The organism is Streptomyces sp. NPDC107575, assembly GCF_055657265.1.
In genome coordinates, this window is sequence record NZ_JBVKBG010000001.1 from 1,333,111 (window position 1) to 1,353,152 (window position 20,042).

Consider the following 20,042-nt stretch of genomic DNA (forward strand, 5'->3'; position numbering starts at 1 on the left):
GCCCCTGTTCAGCGAGCAATTTACCGCCTACGGTCCTGCGGGTACCACTCGATCGGACACAGTCATCGGATGACTCGCGGAGTGACATGTCTTCTCACCCCCTCGACGCCTGGGCGCTCGACCCCGACGTCCGCCACCTCAACCACGGCTCCTTCGGCGCCGTGCCCCGTGTCACCCTCGACGAGCTGCGGGCGCTGCGCACGGAGATGGAGACCAACCCGTGCCGGTGGTTCCGCGGACTCCCGGAGCGCGTGGCACGGGCCCGCACCGAGATCGCCCGGTACCTGCGCGTCGCCCCGGACACCGTGGCACTCGTGCCCAACGCGAGCGCCGGGATCAGCACGGTCCTGGGGTCCCTCGAACTCGCCGCGGGCAGCGAGGTGCTGCTGACGGACCACTCCTACGGCGCCGTCACCATGGGGGTGACACGGGCCGCCGAGCGGGCGGGCGCGCACGTACGCACCCTGCACATCCCGCTCGACGCGACACCCGCTCAGATCGCCGCGCTCTTCGCCGACGCCCTCGGGGGCACCGGCGCGCCGACCTCCCTCGTGGTCGTCGACCAGATCACCTCGGCCACCGCCCGCCTCTTCCCGGTCGCCGAGATTGCCGCGCACGCCCATGCGGCGGGTGCCCTGGTCCTGGTCGACGGGGCGCACGCGCCGGGCATGCTCGCCGACCCCCTCGCCGACGCGGGCGAGGCCGACTTCTGGGTGGGCAACCTGCACAAGTGGCCCTGCGCGCCCCGCGGCACGGCGGCCCTCGTGGCCCGCGGCGACCGGGCGCAACGGCTGCACCCGCTGACCGACTCCTGGGGCGCGCCCTACCCCTTCCCCGAGCGCTTCGACCAGCAGGGCACGGTGGACCTCGCCCCGTGGCTCGCGGCGCCACGCTCCCTGAACTTCATCGAGGAGGAGTTCGGCTGGGACGCGGCGCGCCACCACATGACCGAACTGTCATTGGAAGCCCAACACTTGCTCGCGGAGGCCCTGGACGTGGACACGGCCCCGGTCGGCGGCAGCCCGGCCCCCGCCATGCGACTCGTCCCGCTGCCCGAGGGTGTGGCGGCCGACCAGGACGGGGCCCACGCGCTGGGCCGCCACCTCGCCGACACGATCGGCTGCGAAACGGCGGTCACGACCTGGAACGGCCGAGGATTCCTCCGCCTGTCCGCCCACCTCTACAACGACCGCAAGGACTACGCCCACCTGGCCGACCACCTGCCACAGGCACTGGCGGCGGCTGCCGCGTAATCCACGTCCCGATCCCGAAGGGTCAGTCTGCGTGCGCACCAAATCCATCGAGGCGACCCTTCGGGACGCCGAACGACCCACCACCCGTCTCGCCCGTTCCCTGGGGCCGCTCCAGCTCACCATGATGGGCATCGGTGTCACCATCGGCGCGGGCATCTTCGTGCTCACCGGCACCGCGGCCGCCAACTACGCGGGTCCCGCCATCGCCCTGTCCTACCTGCTCGGAGCGCTCGCCTCCGCCCTGGTGGCGCTCTGCTACATGGAGTTCGCCTCCACCGTGCCGGTCGCCGCAGCGCGTACACCTTCGCGTACGTCTCGCTCGGCGAGCTGGTGGCGTGGCTGATCGGCTGGGACCTGATCCTCGACATGACGATGGGCGCGGGGGCGGTGGCGAGTGGATGGGCGCAGTATGTCGCCGACTTCCTTGCCACGTTCGGTGTGCATCTGCCGTCGTCGATCGTCGGGCCCGACGCGGTGGTCAACGTACCGGCCGTCCTGATCATCCTCGCGCTCACCGCGATCCTGGCCTCCGGCGTCCGCACGACCGCCCGCGTCAACACCGTCATGACGCTGGTCAAGCTGGCCGCGATCGTCGTATTCCTGTGCGTCGGCGTGTTCCACATCGACGTCGCCAACTGGTCGCCGTTCATCCCCGATTCGCGCCCGCCGGGCGGTGACGGCGACTTCTGGGAGCAGCCGCTGCTCGGCTGGGCCGGCATCAGCACCAACGCCACGTTCGGCTTCGCCGGCATCCTCACCGGCGGGGCGATCGTCTTCGGCGCGTACTCCGGATTCGACATCATGGCCAGCAACGCGGAAGAGGCCAAGCGGCCCCAACGCACGCTCCCCATCGCCCTGATGGCGACCGTGGCGGTGTGTGCCACCCTCTACGTCGCCGTGTCGCTCGTCATCACCGGTATGCGCGACTACCCGCACCTGAACACGGGCGCCCCCGTGACCGCGGCGCTCGCCTCCGTCGGCGCGGACTGGGCGGTGCGGGTTGTCGGCATCGGTGCCATCTGCGGGCTCACCACCGTCGTCATGATCATGCTGCTCGGGCAGAGCCGGGTCTTCCTCGCGATGAGCCGCGACCGGCTTCTGCCCGAGTGGTTCTCCCACGTCCATCCGGTCACGCGCAGCCCGCGCCGCATCACCTGGACGCTCGGCCTGCTGGTCGCGTTCATGACGGCGGTCCTGCCCATCCAGGACCTCGCCGAACTCGGCAACATCGGCATGCTGACGTCCTTCGTGGTCGTCTGTGTCGGCGTGATGTACCTGCGCCGCACCCGCCCCGACCTGCCGCGCGGCTTCCGCACACCGTGGGTCCCGGTCGTCCCCGTCGTCGCACTGCTGCTGTGTCTGCTCCTCGTCGGCAGCCTGCCGCTGATCACCTGGGTGCGGTTCCTGGCGTGGATGGCGGTGGGCCTGGTGATCTACGGAGTGTGGGGACGCCGCAACAGTCGCGTCGCCTCGGGGGAGTTGTCGGACGGCGCGGAGGTGCGGGCCGGGCCGCCCGCTCCCCGTGATTCCGCGCCGGAACCCCACGTCACACCCCCACCCAAAGATTCGCCCCGCCGCGCCCATTGACGCCCCCGACATCCAAGCGCCATGCTCCCGGCATCGCGTGTTATCGATAACACGATCTTGCCCGCCTGAGGGAGCCGCCCCATGACAGGCCGTCAAACGTTTTTCGGTCCCGACCGTCGTCCAGCCGCGCAGCCCGGTCGGCGTGCCGTGCTGCGGGCGGGGGCCGCCGGTGTCGTCGCCGCCGCGTCGGCGCCGTTGCTCACGGGGTGCGGGACCGCCGCCGGGCAGCCTCCCGGGAAGGTGGCGCTGCACGGGGACAACCCGACGTGGGCGCCGCCGATCAAGGCGGCGGGCGAGGCCATGCGCAAGGTCGACGGCATCCGGCTCGTGCCCGAGGTCATCCCGTCCCTGGAGTCCTTCGAGCAGGTCGTCAAGTCCTCGCTGCGCACCAACAAGACGCCGGACATGCTCAAGTACTGGTCCGGCTACCGGCTCCAGGACCTCGCCCGCACCGGAGGCATCGAGGACCTCTCCGACCACTGGGCGGGCGCCGTCCGCAGGGGCTGGGCCGACCCGGCGCTGCGGTCCGCGCTCAGCTACCGCGGCCGTGTCTACGGACTGCCGATGAACCTCGCGTACTACGTGTTCTTCTACAACCCGGAGGTCTTCCGGGCCAACGGCCTGAAGAAGCCGGAGACCTGGGACGAGTTCCTGCACGCCGCCGACCGCCTCAAGCGCGCGGGCATCACACCGCTGCACGCGACGACGGCCGGCCGCTGGCCCGCGTTCATCTGGTTCCAGGAGATCCTCACCCGGCAGAACCCGCGGTTCTACGAGGACCTGCTCAACGGCCGCGCCCGCTACACCGACGAGCCCGCCCAGCAGGCCATGCGCACCATCGGATCGTTCGCCGACAAGCACTGGTTCACGTCCCTGGACATGGAGCACTCCATGGCCGCCGCGCGCGTGGTGCACGGCAAGGTCGGCATGGTGGCCTGCGGCTCCTGGCTCCTCGGCACCTTCGCGGGCGTCGGCGGCAAGCCCGGCAAGAACGTCGACGCGTTCGTGCTGCCGATGCAGAACACCCGTGTCCGCCCCGCCGTCGTCTTCGAGACCAGCGCCCTCGTGTGCACCGTCCGCGGGCCCGACCGTGCGGAGGCGCTGCGTGCCGCGGGCGCCTGGACCCACCCCCAGGTCATGAAGGCCTTCTCGCACGCCCTCCAGGACGGCTGCCCCAACCCGGCCGTCCCGCCCGCGAACGTGACCATCGACGGTGTCACCCGCACCGTGCGCGAGACGAAGGCCCGCAAGCTCAACCGCTTCTGGGAGCTGGGCCCGCCCGAACTCGTCGAGTCCACCGTCGACGACCTCGCCGCAGCCCTCATCAACCCGTCCTCGTACCGGTCGGTGCTGCGCACCATGCAGGGCCGCGCCGACGAGGCATGGCCGGTGTGGCGGGAGGCGGAGGCGGCATGACCGAGACCGTGCGCACGACGACCGCACCCGTCGAAGCCACCAAGGTGGCACCGCCCCGCCGCCGGATCCCCATCCGCACACCCCATCAGGCGGGCGGCGGCCGGAAGCACACCGGCCGGCTCGGCGGGCCGCTCTCCGGGATCCCGTGGGCCCTGCCCGCCCTGCTGTTCGTGGGCGTGCTCCTCGTCTATCCGTTCCTGCGCAGCATCTACGGCAGCTTCTTCGAGGACAACGGCTTCACCAGCCACTTCACAGGCCTCGACAACTTCACGCGGCTCGCCGACGACCCCATCTTCGGCCGCTCGCTGCTCAACACCCTGATGTGGGTGGTGGGCACTCTGCTCCTCCCGGTGCTCGCCGGACTCGCCATCGCCGTGGCCACGCACCGGATGCGCTTCGGGCTGATCGCGCAGACCGTCGTCGTGCTGCCGTACGCGGTCTCCGGCGCCGCGACCGCCGTGCTGTGGAAGTTCATCCTCACCTCGGAGGGCTCCCTCAACCAGGTCCTCGATGCCATCGGCCTCGGTTCCCTCGCCCAGCCCTGGCTCCTGGAGTGGCCGCAGAACACCCTCTCCATGATCGTGGCCAGCACCTGGCAGGCCACGGGGCTCAACGTCGTCCTCTTCGCCATCGGCCTGCGCGCCATCCCGCGCGAGACCGTCGAGGCCGCCGAGCTCGACGGGGCGCGCGGCTGGCGGATGTTCCGGCACATCACCCTGCCCCAACTGCGGTCCGTGACCGTCGTGGTGGTCGGCATGGCCATCGTCAACAGTCTCAAGGCCTTCGACATGATCTGGGTCCTCACCCAGGGCGGCCCGGCCCGCTCCTCCGAGACCCTCGCGCTGACCATGTACCGCGAGGCCTTCCGGCTCTTCCACATCGGCTACGGCTCCGCGATCGCCCTCGTCCTGTCCGTCATCGTCGTCGCGTCCTCGTGGCTGTATCTGCGCCGCCAGATGCCCGAGACGTCCCCGCGCTGACCCGAGCCGTCCGACAAGGAGTGACACCCGTGGGAAAGACCTTCCGCAATCTCTTCGTCGCCGGCTGCGTCCTGCTCTGGCTGGTCCCGCTGTATCTGCTGGTCGTGAACGCGCTGACCCCCGTGGCCTCGTACACCGGCAACGCGCAGTGGACGCCGAACGGCTTCGCGCTGTGGGACAACCTCGTGACCGCCTGGAGCGAGGCCGGCATCGGCGCGAGCTTCGCGGGCTCCCTCATGTACGCGGTGGTGTGCGGCGCGGCCGCCGTCCTCGTCGCCGCCATGGCCGCCTTCGCCGTGGTGGTACTGCCCATCCCGAGGCCCGCGTTCTGGTTCTGGCTCATCTACTCGGGGACCCTCTTCCCGCTGCAGATGTTCCTCGCCCCGCTGTTCGGCATGTACGCCGACGGCAACCTCTACGACACCCGGCTCGGCCTCATGCTGATCTACGTGGCGTGGTCGATCCCCTTCGCCTTCTTCCTTATCCGCAACCAGATGACCACGATGCCGCCCGAGGTCACCGAGGCCGCGATGCTCGACGGCGCCTCGTTCCGGCGGATCTTCTGGCGCATCCATGTGCCGCTGATGGGCTCGAGCCTCGCGGCCGCGTTCATCTTCCAGTTCACCGCCGTCTGGAACGACCTGCTGTTCGGCATCACGCTGAGCCGCACCCCCGACGTCCAGCCGGTGATGGCCGCCCTCACCAGCCTCAACAACGCCTACGCCTCGTCCGGGCCGCCCGTCATCCTGGCCGGCGCGCTCATCGTCTCGCTGCCCACCCTCGTCGTCTTCCTGACGTTCCGCGGCCTGTTCCTGCGCGGTGTCACCGCCGCCACCCGCTGAACCCCCGCACCCGCACCCAGAGTTGGAGAAGTCCGCATGACCACACGGGCCCTCGTCCGCACCACCGACTGGGACAACGACCGCATCCGGGAGAGCCTGCGCGGCTCCGTCGTGAGCGCCGAAGGCAGCCTGTCCGGCAGCCCCTTGAGGCTCACTGTCGAGCCGCTGATGCGCCGCGCGGAGGGCGGCGGACTGCTGCAGTCGCTGCGCGTGGAGGCGGTGAACGGCGGCGCGATCCCGGCCGAACTGGCCGTACGCACCGAGACCGGGGCGGCCCTGCCCGCCGAGCGCATCGCGGGGCCCAACGGCTCCGTGCGCCTGCTGCTGCCCGCCGTCGACACCGCGCAGCGGATCACCGTGGTGTCGACGGGTGAGGACGGCATCGACGTCACCCTCACCCCGCAGCGCGAGTGGACCATCCACCTCGTCCACCACTCGCACCTCGACATCGGCTACACCGACCCGCAGGGCCGCGTCCTCGCCGAACACCTCTCGTTCCTCGACTCCTGCCTGGAACTGACGCAGGCCACCGACGACTGGGAACCCGAGTCCCGGTTCCGCTGGTGTGTCGAGTCGCTGCTCTCCTTCCAGCAGTGGGCCGAGGCCCGCCCCGCCGAGCAGGTCAAGGAGTTCGTGCGGCGGGTGCAGGAGGGCCGCATCGAGCTGACCGCCCTGCCGTTCAACCTGCACAGCGAGACCTGCTCCACCGACGAGCTGCACGAACTGCTGCGCCTCGCCCACCAGGTCCGCGACGAGCACGGCGTCGAGTTCACCTCGGCCATGCAGACCGATGTGCCCGGCCACGTCGTCGGCATGGTCGACGCGCTCAGCGCAGCAGGTGTCAAGTACCTGTCCGTGGCGCACAACTGGGCCGGCCGCTCAGTGCCCCACCTCGTCGGCGGCGAGAAGCTGCCGCGCCTGTTCCGCTGGCAGGCGCCCAGCGGCAACAGCGTGCTCGTCTGGATGACCGACACCCCGCACGGCCTCGCCTACATGGAGGGCCCGCTGCTCGGCTTCGACACCGACTACTCCTCGGTGGACGACCTGCTGCCCGCCTACCTCACCTCGCTCGCCTCCCACCCCTACCCGTACCGCGGTGGTGTCTTCGGCTGGGCCATGGACGAGAAGGAGATCAAGCGCGAGCCCTACCCGTGGGACGTCCTGCACCTGCGCGTGCAGGGCAAGTTCGGCGACAACGCGCCGCCCCGCCGCGTCATCGCCGACACCGTGCGCCGCTGGAACGAGACCTGGGCCTACCCGCAGCTGCGCCTGTCCCGCAACGAGGACTTCTTCACCGACGCGGAGGCCCGGCTCGGCGACGAGATCCAGACCTTCGAGGGCGACTGGACGGACTGGTGGGTCGACGGCGTCGGCTCCGGCGCCCACCCGCTGTCGATGGCCCGCACCGCCCAGTCCGTCGTCGCCGACGCGCAGACACTTGGCACCTTCGCGGGCGTCCTCGGCGCCCAGGGCGCGGCCGACGACACACGTGACTCGGCTGGTGTGTACGAGGCCGTGTCCCTCTTCGACGAGCACACCTGGGGCGCGGGCGACCCCTGGACCCACGGCCACGACCACGGACACTCCGGCGAGCAGCAGTGGCACTGGAAGTACGGCCAGGCCGTGCGCGCCCGCGACGACGGCCAGTCCCTCCTCAACCGCGCGAACGCCCGCCTCGGCCAGCGCCTCGCCCGGCCCGCCGGCACCCCGGCCGCGTACCACGTGGTGAACACCTGCTCCTGGCCGCGCACCGAGGTCGCCGAGATCTTCCTCCCGGAGTCCAGCGTCCCGCTCGAACAGGCCGTGACCGTCCACGACGCCCGCACCGGCGCCCAGTTGACGCACGAGGAGCGGGCGCAGGTCAACGAGGAGCACCGCGACGCGGGCCGCTTCCTGCTCGTCCGCGTCGACGACGTGCCCGCCGCCGGGTCCGTACGCGTCGACGTCCGCGCCGCCGACACCTCGGCGGACACCGGGCAGGAGGCGACCTCCGTGAAGGCCGCCACCGGCTGGAACCCCACCGGCGGCAGCGAGCGCGAGAATCCGGCCGACACCGCCGCCGCGGCCCACGCCCACCCGCACCCGCTGGTCCTGGAGAACGAGCACCTCGCCGTCCGCGTCGACCTGGCCCGCGCCTGCATCGCCTCCGTCGTCGAGAAGTCGACCGGCCGCGAACTCGTCCGCGCCGACGCCATCACCGGCTTCAACGCCTACATCCACGACAGCTACACCACGTCCGGAGGCTTCAACCACAACTCGAGCCGCACCACCGCCTCCGACCGCCTGGAACACCTCGGCAACCGCTCCGTGGCCCCACCCGCCGCGCTCATCGCCCGACGCACCACGGCCACCGCCGAGACCCTCACGTACGAGACCCGCCCGCCGGGCGCCAACCGGGTGCGCACCACGCTCACCCTGCCGCACGGCATCGGCCGCCTCGACATCGAGAACCAGGTCGACAAGGACGCCACCCTCGGCAAGGAGAGCGCCTACTTCGCGTTCCCCTTCGCCTTCGAGACACCCACCGTGCGGATGGAGGCCTCGGGCGGCGCCACCGGCACCGACCTCCCTGTGGTCCCCGGCTCCGCCCTGCACATGCGGGCCGTGCGCCGCTGGGTGACGCTCCAGGAGGACGATCTCGCCGTCGGCTGGGCCACGCAGGACGCGCCGCTCGTCCAGTTCGGCAACATCGCCCTGCCGTACGCACCGTTCCCGAAGACGATGGACCACGACGAACCCGCCACCATCCACTCGTGGATCCACAACAACCTGTGGGACACCAACTTCCCCAGCGAGCAGGCCTTCGAGTTCACCTTCCGGTACTCGCTGTCCTGCGCCACAGGCGCCGACGTCGCGGGGCTCGGCCCGCGCACCGCCGCGGGTACCGCGCGACCGCTGCACGCGGTGCGGGCCCGCGGCGCCGTCAGCGCGGACGCCGCCGACCAGCTCGCCTTCGCGACCGTCGGCGACCCGCGCGTACGACTCGTCGGCGCCACCACCCCGGACGCCGAAGGAGCCGTGCTGCTGCGCCTGCAGTCCTTCGCCGAGGAACCCGTCGCCTGCCCGGTGCGCGCACTGTTCCCCGTCACCTCGGCGCGGGTGGCCGACTACCACGGGCGGGCGGGGGAGGAGCTGGCGACGGCGGACGGCGAGGTGACGGTCGACATCCCCGCGTTCGGCACCGTCGCCGTGCTGTTCCGGCGCTGACGACGGCGACACCGCGCACCTCTGCGTAAAGGAGACTCTGTGTACCGGCACGACCCGCGTTACGCCCCCGCTCCCGACGCCGTCCTCGCCGCCGGCTGGGAGCGGGTGGCGGCTCAACTCCCGTCGGCACCCGCCGTATTGGCGATCGACGGAGCGCCGTCCGCCGACTGGGACGCGCTCGCCGCACACCTGTCGGGCGCCATCCTCGTCGACGTACGGAACCACTACGCGCCACCCGCGCGGATCCGCGCCCGCGTCGGCCACCCGGAAGGCGCGGACGACCCCTACTTCCGCAGGCTCGCCGAGAACCCGCTCGACGACCTCTTCGAGGCGCTGCCCACACTCCAAGTCCCCACCGAGGGAGTTCTCGTCGTCTACGGGCCGGGCGCCGCGCTCGTCGACCACGACCTGCTCTGGTACGCCGACGTGCCCAAGCGGTACGCGGAGGCGGCCGCGGTCGCGGGCACCCCCGGCACGAACCTCGGCCTCCCGCACGAGAAGCCGGACCTGCGGCGGCTGTTCTACACCGACTGGCCCATGCTCGACCGGCACCGCGACACCCTCGCCCCCCGCGTCGACGGCTGGCTCGACCTCCAGGACCCCGGCAACCCGACCTGGCTCGACGGCCCCGGCCTGCGCGCGACCTGCGCGGCACTCGCCCGACAGCCCGTGCGCACCCGCCCGTTCTTCAACTCGACGCCGTGGGGCGGTCATTGGGCGCAGCGTGAACTCGGTTTCAACCCCGAGGCCCGCAACACGGCGCTCGGCTACGAACTCATCGCACCCGAGGCGGGCATCCTCGTCGGAACGGGCCCGCAGGCACAGGTCGAGGTGCCGTTCCAGCTGATGTGCGCACTGGAGCCGGACCGTGTCCTCGGCGCGGGGGTCCACGCCCGCTTCGGCACCTCGTTCCCGATCCGCTTCGACTACCTCGACACCGTCGGCGGCGGCAATCTCTCCCTGCACTGCCACCCCCAAGAGACGTACATGCGGGAGAAGTTCGGCTGGCACTACACCCAGCACGAGACCTACTACATGACCCTCGGCAGCCCCGACACCAAGGTGTTCCTCGGTCTGCGCGAGGACATCGACATCGACGCCTTCCGCAAGCAGGTCGAGGCGGCGGTCGCCCAGGGCACACCCATGGACATCGAGGACCACGTCCACGCCTTCCCCGCCGAACAGGGCCAGCTGTTCCTCATCCCCGCCGGCACCCCGCACGCCAGCGGCGCAGGCAACCTCGTCCTGGAGATCAGCGCCACCCCGTACCTGTACAGCCTGCGCTTCTACGACTGGCTGAGGCCCGACTCGGACGGCAACCCCCGCCCCCTCCCGTACGAACACGGCTTCGCCAACCTCGACACCACCCGGCGCGGCGAGGCCGTGGCTCGCGACCTCGTGCAGCGGCCGCGCACCTTGCGCGAGGGCGACGGCTGGCGCGAGGAGGTGCTCGGCGCGCTCGACGAGATGTTCTACGAGGTCAGGAGGTACACGCTCGACCCGGCCGCCGAAGCCGATGACGACACCGCGGGGCGCTTCCACGTACTGAACGTGGTGGAGGGCGACGGCGTGACCCTGCACACCGAGGCCGGTGACACCCACGAACTGGCCCACGCGGAGACACTCACCGTGCCCGCCGCCGTCGGCCGCTACCGCCTCCGTGCGGCCGACGGAGGTCCCGTACGGGTCGTGAAGGCGCTCGTCCGGTGATCCCGGTCATCGAGGTCGGCGGCACCCATGTCACCGCCGGCCTCGTCGACCCGGCAGGCGGCGGGGTCGAGCGGCGCACCCACCGGCCGCTCGACCCGGGCGCCCGCGCCGAGGACATCCTCGGCGCGGTGTGCCGCTGCGCCGACGCACTGCACGCCCCTGCGGGAACCACCTGGGGCATGGCCCTGCCCGGCCCCTTCGACTACGCGCGCGGCATCGGACTCTTCGCGGGCGTCGGCAAGTTCGAGGCCCTGTACGGGGTGGACGTGCGGGCCGCGCTGCTCGACGGCATGGCACGGCGACCCGGCGGCATCGCCTTCCTCAACGACGCGCACGCGTTCCTGCTGGGGGAGTGCTCCGCGGGGGCCGCCGCTGGGCACTCCCGCGTCGTGGGCATCACCCTCGGCACCGGGGTCGGCTCGGCCTTCCTCGCGGACGGCCGCATCCTCGACCACGGCCCCGGAGTGCCGCCCGAGGGGCGCATGGACCTGACCACCGTCGACGGCGGACCGCTGGAGGAATCGGTGTCCCGCCGTGCCCTCGTCGCCCGGTACGGCGAACAGGGTGTCGACGTGCGCGACATCGCGGACCGGGCCCGCGCCGGGGAACGGCATGCCCGCCGCGTCCTGGACAAGGCGTTCGGGACCCTGGGCGCCGTCCTCGGCCCGCGCCTCGCCGCGTTCGATGCGACCGCCCTCGTCGTCGGCGGCTCCATGGCGGGCTCCTGGGACCTGGTCGCACCGGCGCTGCACACGGGTCTCGCCAAGGGCGGCTGGACGCCCGACGCGGCCGACGTGAGCGGGCGGCCTCCCACGCGGCATACTCGTGCGATGCGCCCCGCCGCCCTCGCCGGTGACGCGGCGCTGCTGGGCGCGGCGCGCGCGGTCGCGGCCCGGCACACGAACCGAACAGGGCCGGGGTGGTAGCGGCCACCCAGACGGGCAAGGGGGAGACATTGGGCACGTCCGGCGCCGCCAAGGATCCGCGTCCCACGGTGCGGGACGTCGCACAGCGGGCGCGGGTCAGCGCCATGACGGTCTCGCGTGTGCTGCGCGACGACCCCAAGGTGCTGCCCGCCACCGCCGAGCGGGTGCGCACGGCGGCCGCCGAACTCGGCTACCGGCGCAACGAGATGGCGCGCAGCCTGCGCCTGGGCAGCGGCACCGGACTCGTCGGACTCGTCGTCACCAACCTCGCCAACCCCTTCTACTCACGGCTCGCCCTCGGCGTCGACGCCGTCGTCGGCGGGCACGGCCTCAAGACCGTCATCGGCAACACGGGACACGACGTCGACAGCGAACGCGAGCTCGTCGAGGACCTCGTGGCCCGCCGCGTCGACGGCATCATTGTGGTGCCCGCCGACGACGACCAGCGCCATCTCGCCGCCGCCGCGGCCGGTGGCGTGCCCGTCGTCGTCGCGAGCCGCCCCCCGAACGGCTTCGACGCCGACTGCGTCCTCGTCGACGACCACGGCGGGGCACGTACCGTCACCCGGGAACTCCTCGGCGCGGGACACCGCCGCATCGGCTTCCTGGGCTCCCCGCCCGCCGTCTACACGGGCGGGGAACGACTGCGCGGCTTCACCGACGCGCTCGCCGAGGCGGGCATCGAGCCCGAGCCGCAGCACGTACGCCTCGGTCAGCAGCAGACCGCCGAGGCGACGCGCGCCGCCGCCGAGCTGCTGGCGCTTCCCGAGCCGCCGACCGCGCTGTTCTGCTCCAACAACCGCAACACGATCGGCGCCTTTCGCGCCATCAGAGCCGCCGGGGCCCCTACAGCGCTCGCGGGTTTCGACGACTTCGAACTCGCCGACGTCCTCGGCCTGCCGCTGACCATCGCCGCGTACGACAGCGACGAACTCGGCAAGGAGGCGGGCCGGTTGCTCGTCTCACGCCTCGGCGAGCGCGCCGAGGCAGGCGGCAAGCAGGGCGGCACACCCGCCGCCGCGCGACGCGCCGTGGTGCCGACGACCCTCGTGCACTACGGCTAGGGTCGAAGGCCCGCCCCACCACGCAGGAGCCCGCCACCCATGCCCGACACCCAGCCCGCCCCCGTCATCCACGGCAACGTGCCCGGCTCCTTCGCCCGCAGCGTCCTCGCCGAGCGGCACCCCGCGCTCATCGAGAAGGTGCGTGCCGCCTTCCCGTACGGACCCGAGCAGCACCGCGCCCTGGACGCGCTGCTGCGGAACACGGCGGGCGGCGTGATCGAGCCGCTGGGCGAGGGGGCGCACGACCGCGAGCGCTGGGACGCGTGGGGGAGCGAATGGTTCGGGGCGTCGTGGTTCGACGCGCCGTTCCTGTGGGCGGAGAGCTACTTCTACCGCCAACTCCTCGACGCCGTCGGCTACTTCGGGCAAGGGTCGTGGCGGGGCGTCGATCCCTTCCAGCCGTTCAAGCGGGCCGAGCTCGACAGCCCCGAGGCCGATGCCGAGCTGGGCGCCGTGGACTGGCTCGCCTCGGTGTCCCTGGCCGAGCAGGAGCGCGGGCTGCTGCTCGGGTCGCTCTGGGGCAACCGCGCCGACCTCGGCTTCCGCGTCACCGCCGACGGCGCCGAACCGGGCGCGGACACCCAGCTCGTCGCCGACGACTCCGAGGCGTTCTGGGCCGCGCTGCCGCGGGGCGGCGACGCCACGCTGAGCCTCGTCGCCGACAACGCGGGACGTGAACTCCTCGCCGACCTGCTGCTCGTCGACCACCTCCTCGCACACGGGCGCGTGGCGCGCGTGACCGTGCAGCTCAAGCCGTACCCGTACTACGTCTCGGACGCCATGACGGCCGATGTCGTCGACTGCGTGCGGCGGCTGTACCGGGCCGGCGGCGCGGCGGCCGAGGCCGGCGGGCGGATCTGGGCCGCGCTGGGGGACGGCCGGATCGCCCTGCGCGCACACCCCTTCTCCTGCGCGCCGCTGCCCTACGCGGACATGCCCGACGACCTGCGCGCCGAGTTCGCGGAGACGACGCTCACCGTGCTCAAGGGAGACCTCAACTACCGGCGCCTGGTGGGCGACCGCATGTGGGAGCCCACCACGCCGTTCGCCGACCGCACCACGTACTGGCCGACCCCCGTGGTCGCGCTGCGCACGCTCAAGTGCGACGTGATCACGGGCATCACAGCAGCCACCCAGGACGCGCTGGACGCCGCCGAACCGCACCAGAAGTGGCGGGTCAGCGGCGCCCACGCCCTCGTACAAGCCCGGATGTGAACGCTCAGGCGGCCGCGCGCTCCAGCGTCTCCAGGGACTGGCCCGCCGTCTCCCGGACGAACGCCGCCGTGAACGCGAACGCGAGGACGCAGATCCCCGCGAAGAGCGCGAAGGCGGCGCCCGCCCCGGCCGTGAGCAGCACGGGGAAGACCAGCGAGACGGCGAAGTTCGCGGCCCAGTTGGTGCCCGAGCCGACACTCACACCGACGCTGCGCACCCGCAGCGGGAACAGCTCCGGCAGCATCACCCACAGCAGCGGCGCCCAGCTCAGCGAGTAGGCCACCTTGAAGACGGCGAGGCTCGCGACGGCCGCGACCTGCCCGAGCGTCTGGTGCAGCAGCCCGAGCGAGAACACCGCGCACAGCGTGCTCATGCTGACGATCATCAGGACGAGCCCCGTGAGCAGCAGCGGCTTGCGGCCCACCCGGTCGACGAGACGTCCGGTCACGAACGTCGTGACGATCGAGAGGACGCCGAGCCCCACGCTGTTCAGCAGCGCGGCGGAGTCTCCGAAACCGGCCGCCTTCAGGATCGTCGGCGCGTAGAAGACGATCGTGTTGGAGCCGATGACCTGTTGGATCACCGCCATCGCGACGGCGATGCAGAGGCCGCGCCGCACCCGGCGGTCGGCGAACAACTCCCGCAGGCGGCCCCGGCGCTCGTGCGATCCGTGCGCGGCGGCGCGGATGTCCGCGAGCTCGGCGTCGGCCTCCTCCTCGGTGTGCAGGCGAAGGAGCACGGTGCGGGCCTCGTCCTCGCGGCCGTGCGCGACGAGCCAGCGCGGCGTCTCCGGCTGCGTCCACATCCCTGCGAACAGCACGGCGGCCGGGACGAGCGCGAGCCCCAGCATCCAGCGCCAGGCGCCCGCGTCGGACAGCAGATAGGAGATGAGGTACGACACGAAGATGCCGACCGCGATCATCATCTGGTTGAGCGTCGACACCCGGCCGCGGATGGCGGTCGGCGCCAGCTCGGAGAGATAGCTGGGGATCACGGACGAGGACAGCCCGACGGCCACACCCGTGACGACCCGAAAGGCGATGAGGATCCACGGACCCGTGGCCACTGCCATGCCCAGCGCGCCCGCGCCGAAGACCACGGCCGTGCCGAGCATGACCGGACGACGCCCCCAGCGGTCGGTCGCCGGGCCCGCCGCGAAGCACCCGGCGATGGCGCCGATCATCAGCGAGCTGACGAACGCCCCCTGCATCCAGGCGCTCAGCCCCAGGTCGCGGGTGAGGAACAGCTGGGCACCCGCCACGATCCCCATGTCGTACCCGGACAGCAGACCGCCGAAGGCGCCGCAGAGATAGAGCAGAAGCGTGCGGCGCGATCGGACGTCCGCGCTCGGTGCATCAGACACCGAGGTCCTGGTGACGGCAGGCATGACGAGCTCCCTTGCTGGTCGGCTCCGCATCATTAGCGTCAACACTCCGACGAAAATCAAGGGGTAACGACCAGCGGTTTTGATTTCTGTCGTGAGTCTTGACGTAAATGCGCGGGGCGGGGGAGTATCCGACCCATGGCAGTGGTCAAGAACCCCACCGTGCTGCGCCAGTTGCGGTACGGGAACGTGGAGCGCGTCCTCCAGGTGCTGCGCAGGCAGGGCCCCAGCAGCAGGGCCGACGTGGCCACCGCCACGGGGCTCTCGCGCACGACGCTCTCCGGCATCGTCGGGCAGCTGCTCGCCGACGGCGTCGTCACGGAGGAGCCCGCGGGCCCGCCCTCGGGCCGCGGCCGCCCGGTGCACCGGCTCACGCTCAACCCGCGCTCCGCCCAGGCGGTCGGCATCGAGGTGGGCCGCGAGCGCATCACGGTCGCGATCGCCAACGCGGCGCACGAGGTGACCGCCTTCGCCGGCACCCATCACGCGCAGCGCTCCGGAGCCCGCGACCAGGCGGCCGCCGCCCTCGACCTGCTGCGCGAGCTCGCCGCCCACGAGGGCATCGACCTCGCCGGACTCGGCGGCGTCGGCATCGGCACACCGGGCCCCGGAGACACCACGGACCGCCGGCAGACGGTCGCCGACGCGGTCTCCGATGCCCTTGAGGTGCCGGTCCTCGCCGACAACAACACGCGGCTCGCCGCACTCGGCGAGGCCATCTGGGGCGCGGCCCGCGGATCCGGCGACGCCCTGCACCTCACGCTGTCGTACGGCATCGGCGGCGGGCTCGTCGCCGGAGGCCTGCTGTTCCGGGGCGCGCAGGGCGCCGCCGGCGAGATCGGGCACATCAGCGTCGACGCCGAAGGGCCGCACTGCTGGTGCGGCGGACACGGCTGTCTGGAGCAGGTCGCCGCCGTGCCCGCGCTGCTGCGGGCGGCCGGGCGGCGCAGCTGGGAGCGGTTCACGGAGGCGTTCGCGGCCGGGTCCGACACCGAGCGCGCGGTCGTCGAACGCGCCGCGCTCGCCGTCGGACGCGCGCTCGCCGCCGCCTCCAGCACCGCCAACCCGCGCCGCATCGTGCTCGGCGGCGAGGTCGCCGACCTCGGCCCCGGCTTCCTCCGTCCCGTCGAGGACGCTTTCCGCCGCTACACCGCGACCCGCGTCCACCGTGGAGTGGAACTCGTGCAGGGCGTGCTCGGCGAGCGCTCCGGCGCCCTCGGCGCCCTCGCCCTGGTCTTCCACGAGTCACCGCTGCTCGCGGGGTACGCGACGGCGGACACGGCGGCCCCCGACGAGGCCGCCGCCACCCGCGCCTCGTAGCACCTGTCCTGACCCGAAACACCCCCTCGTACGATCCGAAAGGCACCGCCGTGCGCCACAACATGCTCTTCCTGATGACCGACCAGCACCGGGTCGACACCCTCGGTGCCTACGGCAACCCGCACGTGCGCACTCCGAACCTCGACCGGATCGCCGCCGAGGGCACCCGCTTCGACAGCTGCTACACACCCACCGCGATCTGCACCCCGGCCCGCGCCAGCCTCCTGACCGGCGCGGCACCCTTCCGGCACAAGCTGCTCGCCAACTACGAGCGCAATGTCGGGTACTTGGAGGATCTCTCCGACGGCCAGTTCACCTTCGCCGAGCAGCTCAAGGGAGACGGCTACAACCTCGGCCTGATGGGCAAGTGGCACGGCGGTGTGCAGCGCACCGCCGCCGACTACGGCTTCGAGGGGCCGAACCTGGAGGGCTGGCACAACCCGGTCGACCACCCCGACTACCTGGCGTACCTCAAGGAGCGCGGCCTTCCCGAGTACGCGATCAGCGACCGGATGCGCGGCACCACCCCCAACGGCAGCCCCGGCAACCTCCTCGCCGCCCGCCTCCACCAGCCCGTCGAGGCCACCTTCGAGTACTACCTCGCCACCCGCACCATCGAGATGCTGCGCCGGTTCGCCGAGGACGAGCGCGGCGGCGAGGGCAACCCGTTCTTCCTCGCCACCCACTTCTTCGGCCCGCACCTGCCGTACATCCTGCCGAACGAGTACTTCGACATGTACGACCCGGAACTCGTCGAACTGCCCGCGTCCATGGCCGAGACGTTCGCCAACAAGCCGCCGGTGCAGAGCAACTACAGCCAGCTGTGGGCCTTCGACACGATGCCCCTCGAGGACAGCCGCAAGCTGATAGCCGCCTATTGGGGCTATGTCACCCTCATCGACGAGCAGATCGGCCGCATCATGGCGGCCGTGCGCGACCTCGGCCTCGACGGGCGCACCGCCGTCTGCTTCACCGCCGACCACGGCGAGTTCACCGGCGCCCACCGCCTGCACGACAAGGGCCCCGCCATGTACGAGGACATCTACCGGATCCCCGGTCTGCTCCGCGTCCCCGGCGGCGCGGCGGGGCAGGTCCGCGACGAGTTCGTCTCCCTCACCGACTACACGGCGACCATCCTGGAACTGGCCGGCGCCGACGCCGCTCCGGCCGTCGACAGCCGCAGCCTGCTCCCGATCGCCCGCGGCGAGCACCCCGAATGGGACGAGCACCACCTCGCCGAGTACCACGGCCACCACTTCCCGTACCCTCAGCGCATGCTGCGCACCCGCCGCTACAAGCTCGTCGTGAACCCCGAGTCCCACAACGAGCTGTACGACCTCCAGGCCGACCCGGACGAGCTGCAGAACCGGTACGAGCACCCCGAACTGCGCGAGGTGCGCACGCAGTTGATGCACCGCCTTTACCACCTGCTGCGCGACCGCGGCGACAACTTCTACCACTGGATGACACCGATGTACGACGTGCCGACCGACTACGACACGACGCTGTCCGCGTTCGAGTCGGAGGGCGTGGCGTGAAGAGCTGCTGCTCGCCCTCGCGTGAAGGCGGCCCCGAGGTCACGGCCGGGGGGCCGGTCGCCCTCGCCCTCACGCCCCGCGACGAACCGGCCTACGACACCCGTATCGACCTGCCCGGCGGCACCTTCCGCATGGGCAGCGAGGACGCGGACGCCAACCCCGGGGACGCCGAAGGGCCGGTGCGTTCCGTGCGCGTGAAGGCCTTCGCCATCGACGCCTACGCCGTCACCACCGCCCGCTTCGCCGCGTTCGTCGAGGCCACCGGACACCGCACCGAGGCTGAACGCTTCGGCTGGAGCTACGTCTTCGCCAAGTTCCTGCCCGGCCACCTGCGCAAGATCTCGCCGCGCCCCGACGCCACCCCGTGGTGGTGCGGCGTGGAGGGCGCGACCTGGCGCACCCCGGAGGGCCCCGGCAGCGACCTCGAAGGCCGCTGGGACCACCCCGTCACACACGTCGGCTGGGCGGACGCCGTCGCCTTCGCGACGTGGGCGGGCGGCCGGCTGCCCACCGAGGCCGAGTGGGAGTACGCCGCGCGCGGCGGCCTCGACCAGGCCCGCTACGCCTGGGGCGACGAACTCACCCCGGGCGGCGAGCACATGTGCAACATCTGGCAGGGCACCTTCCCCACCAAGAACACCGCCGAGGACGGCTACCAGGGCACGGCCCCCGTCCACGCGTTCCAGGCGAACGGGTACGGCCTGTACAACGTCGCGGGCAATGTGTGGGAGTGGAACGCCGATCTGTGGGAGGCGGGCGGCGACCCGAACACCCGGGTCATGCGCGGCGGCTCGTACCTGTGCCACCACTCGTACTGCAACCGCTACCGCGTGGCCGCCCGCACCTCCAACACGGCGGACAGCACGTCGGGCAACACGGGGTTCCGTGTGGTCTATTCGGGCTGACCCACGTAGTCGACGGTGACCTGCTCCGCATGCGGCGCGAGCAGGTCGCGCAGCTCCTCGGCCGCCGCCTTCAACAAGTGTCCGTCGCGGTCCGCGCGCACGGTCTCCATCAGGAACGCCACCCGCGTCGAGTCCTCGGTGACACAGGTGCGCTGGGCGTCGCGGTGGTTCCAGTGCCGGGTCAGCACGCCGGTCGTGTCGGCGTAGATGACCTCGCCGGGCTTGGGGTGCTCGACGGTGTCGGGCTCGCCGAGTGGGGTGAACTCCTCGGTGCCGTCCGCGTAACGGATCTCCACCACGTCGCCGGTGACATGGTCGAGGTCGAAGGCTCCGGCGGGCAGACCGTGGCGCACGGAGACGGCGTTGTACGAGTCGACCGCCGGGTTGATGCGCGGCAGTGCGCCCTTCTTCGCCATGCGGCGGCCGAGGGCGTCGACGCTGGGCCGGATGCGGCGCGGGTTGGTGCCGAAGGAGCGGTACGCGGTGTGCCACGCCTCGATGCGGGGATCGGACTCGTCCGCGGGCTGCCAGGACCCGTCGGCCAGCTCGCGCTCCAGGTTCGTGACGGCCGTGACGGTCGCGGGCCATGGCTCGTGGCCGCGCAGGCCGGTGGCGGTCACCACGGCGATCCGGGTGCCGGGGAAGGCCTCGGCGACGGCGGGGGTGAGATGGAAGGCGGGCATCGGGACTCCGTA

General features: G+C 71.9%; 16 protein-coding genes. 14 read left to right on the plus strand and 2 right to left on the minus strand.

Features of this window, described 5'->3' with window-relative positions:
• Positions 1–86: 86 nt before the first annotated feature.
• The 11 genes from ACZ7L4_RS06270 (at position 87) to ACZ7L4_RS06320 (ending at position 14,200) form a co-directional block, all read left to right on the plus strand.
• On the plus strand, positions 87–1,253 hold the full coding sequence (locus tag ACZ7L4_RS06270) for an aminotransferase class V-fold PLP-dependent enzyme (protein ID WP_472100146.1): 1,167 nt from the start codon (positions 87–89) through the stop codon (positions 1,251–1,253).
• 31 nt (positions 1,254–1,284) lie between these two features.
• The gene (locus ACZ7L4_RS06275; protein WP_472100148.1) at positions 1,285–1,596 is read left to right on the plus strand and encodes an amino acid permease; all 312 of its coding nucleotides are present in this window, start codon (positions 1,285–1,287) and stop codon (positions 1,594–1,596) included.
• Positions 1,584–2,840: an APC family permease gene (locus ACZ7L4_RS06280; protein ID WP_472100150.1), complete on the plus strand. Its 1,257-nt coding sequence runs from the start codon at positions 1,584–1,586 to the stop codon at positions 2,838–2,840. Before ACZ7L4_RS06275 ends, ACZ7L4_RS06280 begins: the two co-directional genes overlap by 13 nt.
• A gap of 81 nt (positions 2,841–2,921) precedes the next feature.
• On the plus strand, positions 2,922–4,256 hold the full coding sequence (locus ACZ7L4_RS06285) for an ABC transporter substrate-binding protein (protein ID WP_472100152.1): 1,335 nt from the start codon (positions 2,922–2,924) through the stop codon (positions 4,254–4,256).
• Positions 4,253–5,236, plus strand: a complete 984-nt coding sequence (locus ACZ7L4_RS06290) for a carbohydrate ABC transporter permease (protein WP_472100154.1) — start codon at positions 4,253–4,255, stop codon at positions 5,234–5,236. Before ACZ7L4_RS06285 ends, ACZ7L4_RS06290 begins: the two co-directional genes overlap by 4 nt.
• A gap of 29 nt (positions 5,237–5,265) precedes the next feature.
• Complete coding sequence (locus ACZ7L4_RS06295; protein ID WP_472100156.1) at positions 5,266–6,078, plus strand: carbohydrate ABC transporter permease; 813 nt, start codon at positions 5,266–5,268, stop codon at positions 6,076–6,078.
• A gap of 36 nt (positions 6,079–6,114) precedes the next feature.
• Entirely contained in the window at positions 6,115–9,285 is a 3,171-nt protein-coding gene (locus tag ACZ7L4_RS06300) for a glycoside hydrolase family 38 N-terminal domain-containing protein (protein WP_472100158.1), read from the plus strand.
• Positions 9,286–9,324: 39 nt separating this feature from the next.
• A complete protein-coding gene (locus ACZ7L4_RS06305) occupies positions 9,325–10,995 on the plus strand; it encodes a class I mannose-6-phosphate isomerase (protein WP_472100159.1) in 1,671 nt (556 codons plus the stop codon).
• Positions 10,992–11,921: an ROK family protein gene (locus ACZ7L4_RS06310; RefSeq protein ID WP_472100161.1), complete on the plus strand. Its 930-nt coding sequence runs from the start codon at positions 10,992–10,994 to the stop codon at positions 11,919–11,921. The genes ACZ7L4_RS06305 and ACZ7L4_RS06310 overlap by 4 nt, the downstream gene beginning before the upstream one ends.
• Before the next feature lie 29 nt (positions 11,922–11,950).
• Positions 11,951–12,985 (plus strand): LacI family DNA-binding transcriptional regulator, encoded by a 1,035-nt coding sequence (locus ACZ7L4_RS06315; protein WP_472100162.1) that lies wholly within the window; start codon positions 11,951–11,953, stop codon positions 12,983–12,985.
• 39 nt (positions 12,986–13,024) lie between these two features.
• Positions 13,025–14,200: a damage-control phosphatase ARMT1 family protein gene (locus tag ACZ7L4_RS06320; protein ID WP_472100164.1), complete on the plus strand. Its 1,176-nt coding sequence runs from the start codon at positions 13,025–13,027 to the stop codon at positions 14,198–14,200.
• Positions 14,201–14,204: 4 nt separating this feature from the next.
• Here ACZ7L4_RS06320 and ACZ7L4_RS06325 read toward each other — a convergent pair whose 3' ends face one another.
• Entirely contained in the window at positions 14,205–15,587 is a 1,383-nt protein-coding gene (locus ACZ7L4_RS06325) for a sugar porter family MFS transporter (protein WP_472100166.1), read from the minus strand.
• A gap of 135 nt (positions 15,588–15,722) precedes the next feature.
• Between ACZ7L4_RS06325 and ACZ7L4_RS06330 the strand changes: the two genes are divergently transcribed.
• The 3 genes from ACZ7L4_RS06330 (at position 15,723) to ACZ7L4_RS06340 (ending at position 19,347) form a co-directional block, all read left to right on the plus strand.
• Entirely contained in the window at positions 15,723–16,904 is a 1,182-nt protein-coding gene (locus tag ACZ7L4_RS06330; RefSeq protein ID WP_472100168.1) for an ROK family transcriptional regulator, read from the plus strand.
• 62 nt (positions 16,905–16,966) lie between these two features.
• Positions 16,967–18,442, plus strand: coding sequence for a sulfatase-like hydrolase/transferase (locus ACZ7L4_RS06335; protein WP_472100406.1), 1,476 nt, complete (start codon positions 16,967–16,969; stop codon positions 18,440–18,442).
• On the plus strand, positions 18,439–19,347 hold the full coding sequence (locus ACZ7L4_RS06340) for a formylglycine-generating enzyme family protein (protein ID WP_472100170.1): 909 nt from the start codon (positions 18,439–18,441) through the stop codon (positions 19,345–19,347). The genes ACZ7L4_RS06335 and ACZ7L4_RS06340 overlap by 4 nt, the downstream gene beginning before the upstream one ends.
• Here ACZ7L4_RS06340 and ACZ7L4_RS06345 read toward each other — a convergent pair.
• Positions 19,335–20,030: a B3/B4 domain-containing protein gene (locus tag ACZ7L4_RS06345; protein WP_472100172.1), complete on the minus strand. Its 696-nt coding sequence runs from the start codon at positions 20,028–20,030 to the stop codon at positions 19,335–19,337. The two genes, ACZ7L4_RS06340 and ACZ7L4_RS06345, sit on opposite strands and share 13 nt — an antisense overlap.
• Between the last annotated feature and the right edge of the window lie 12 nt (positions 20,031–20,042).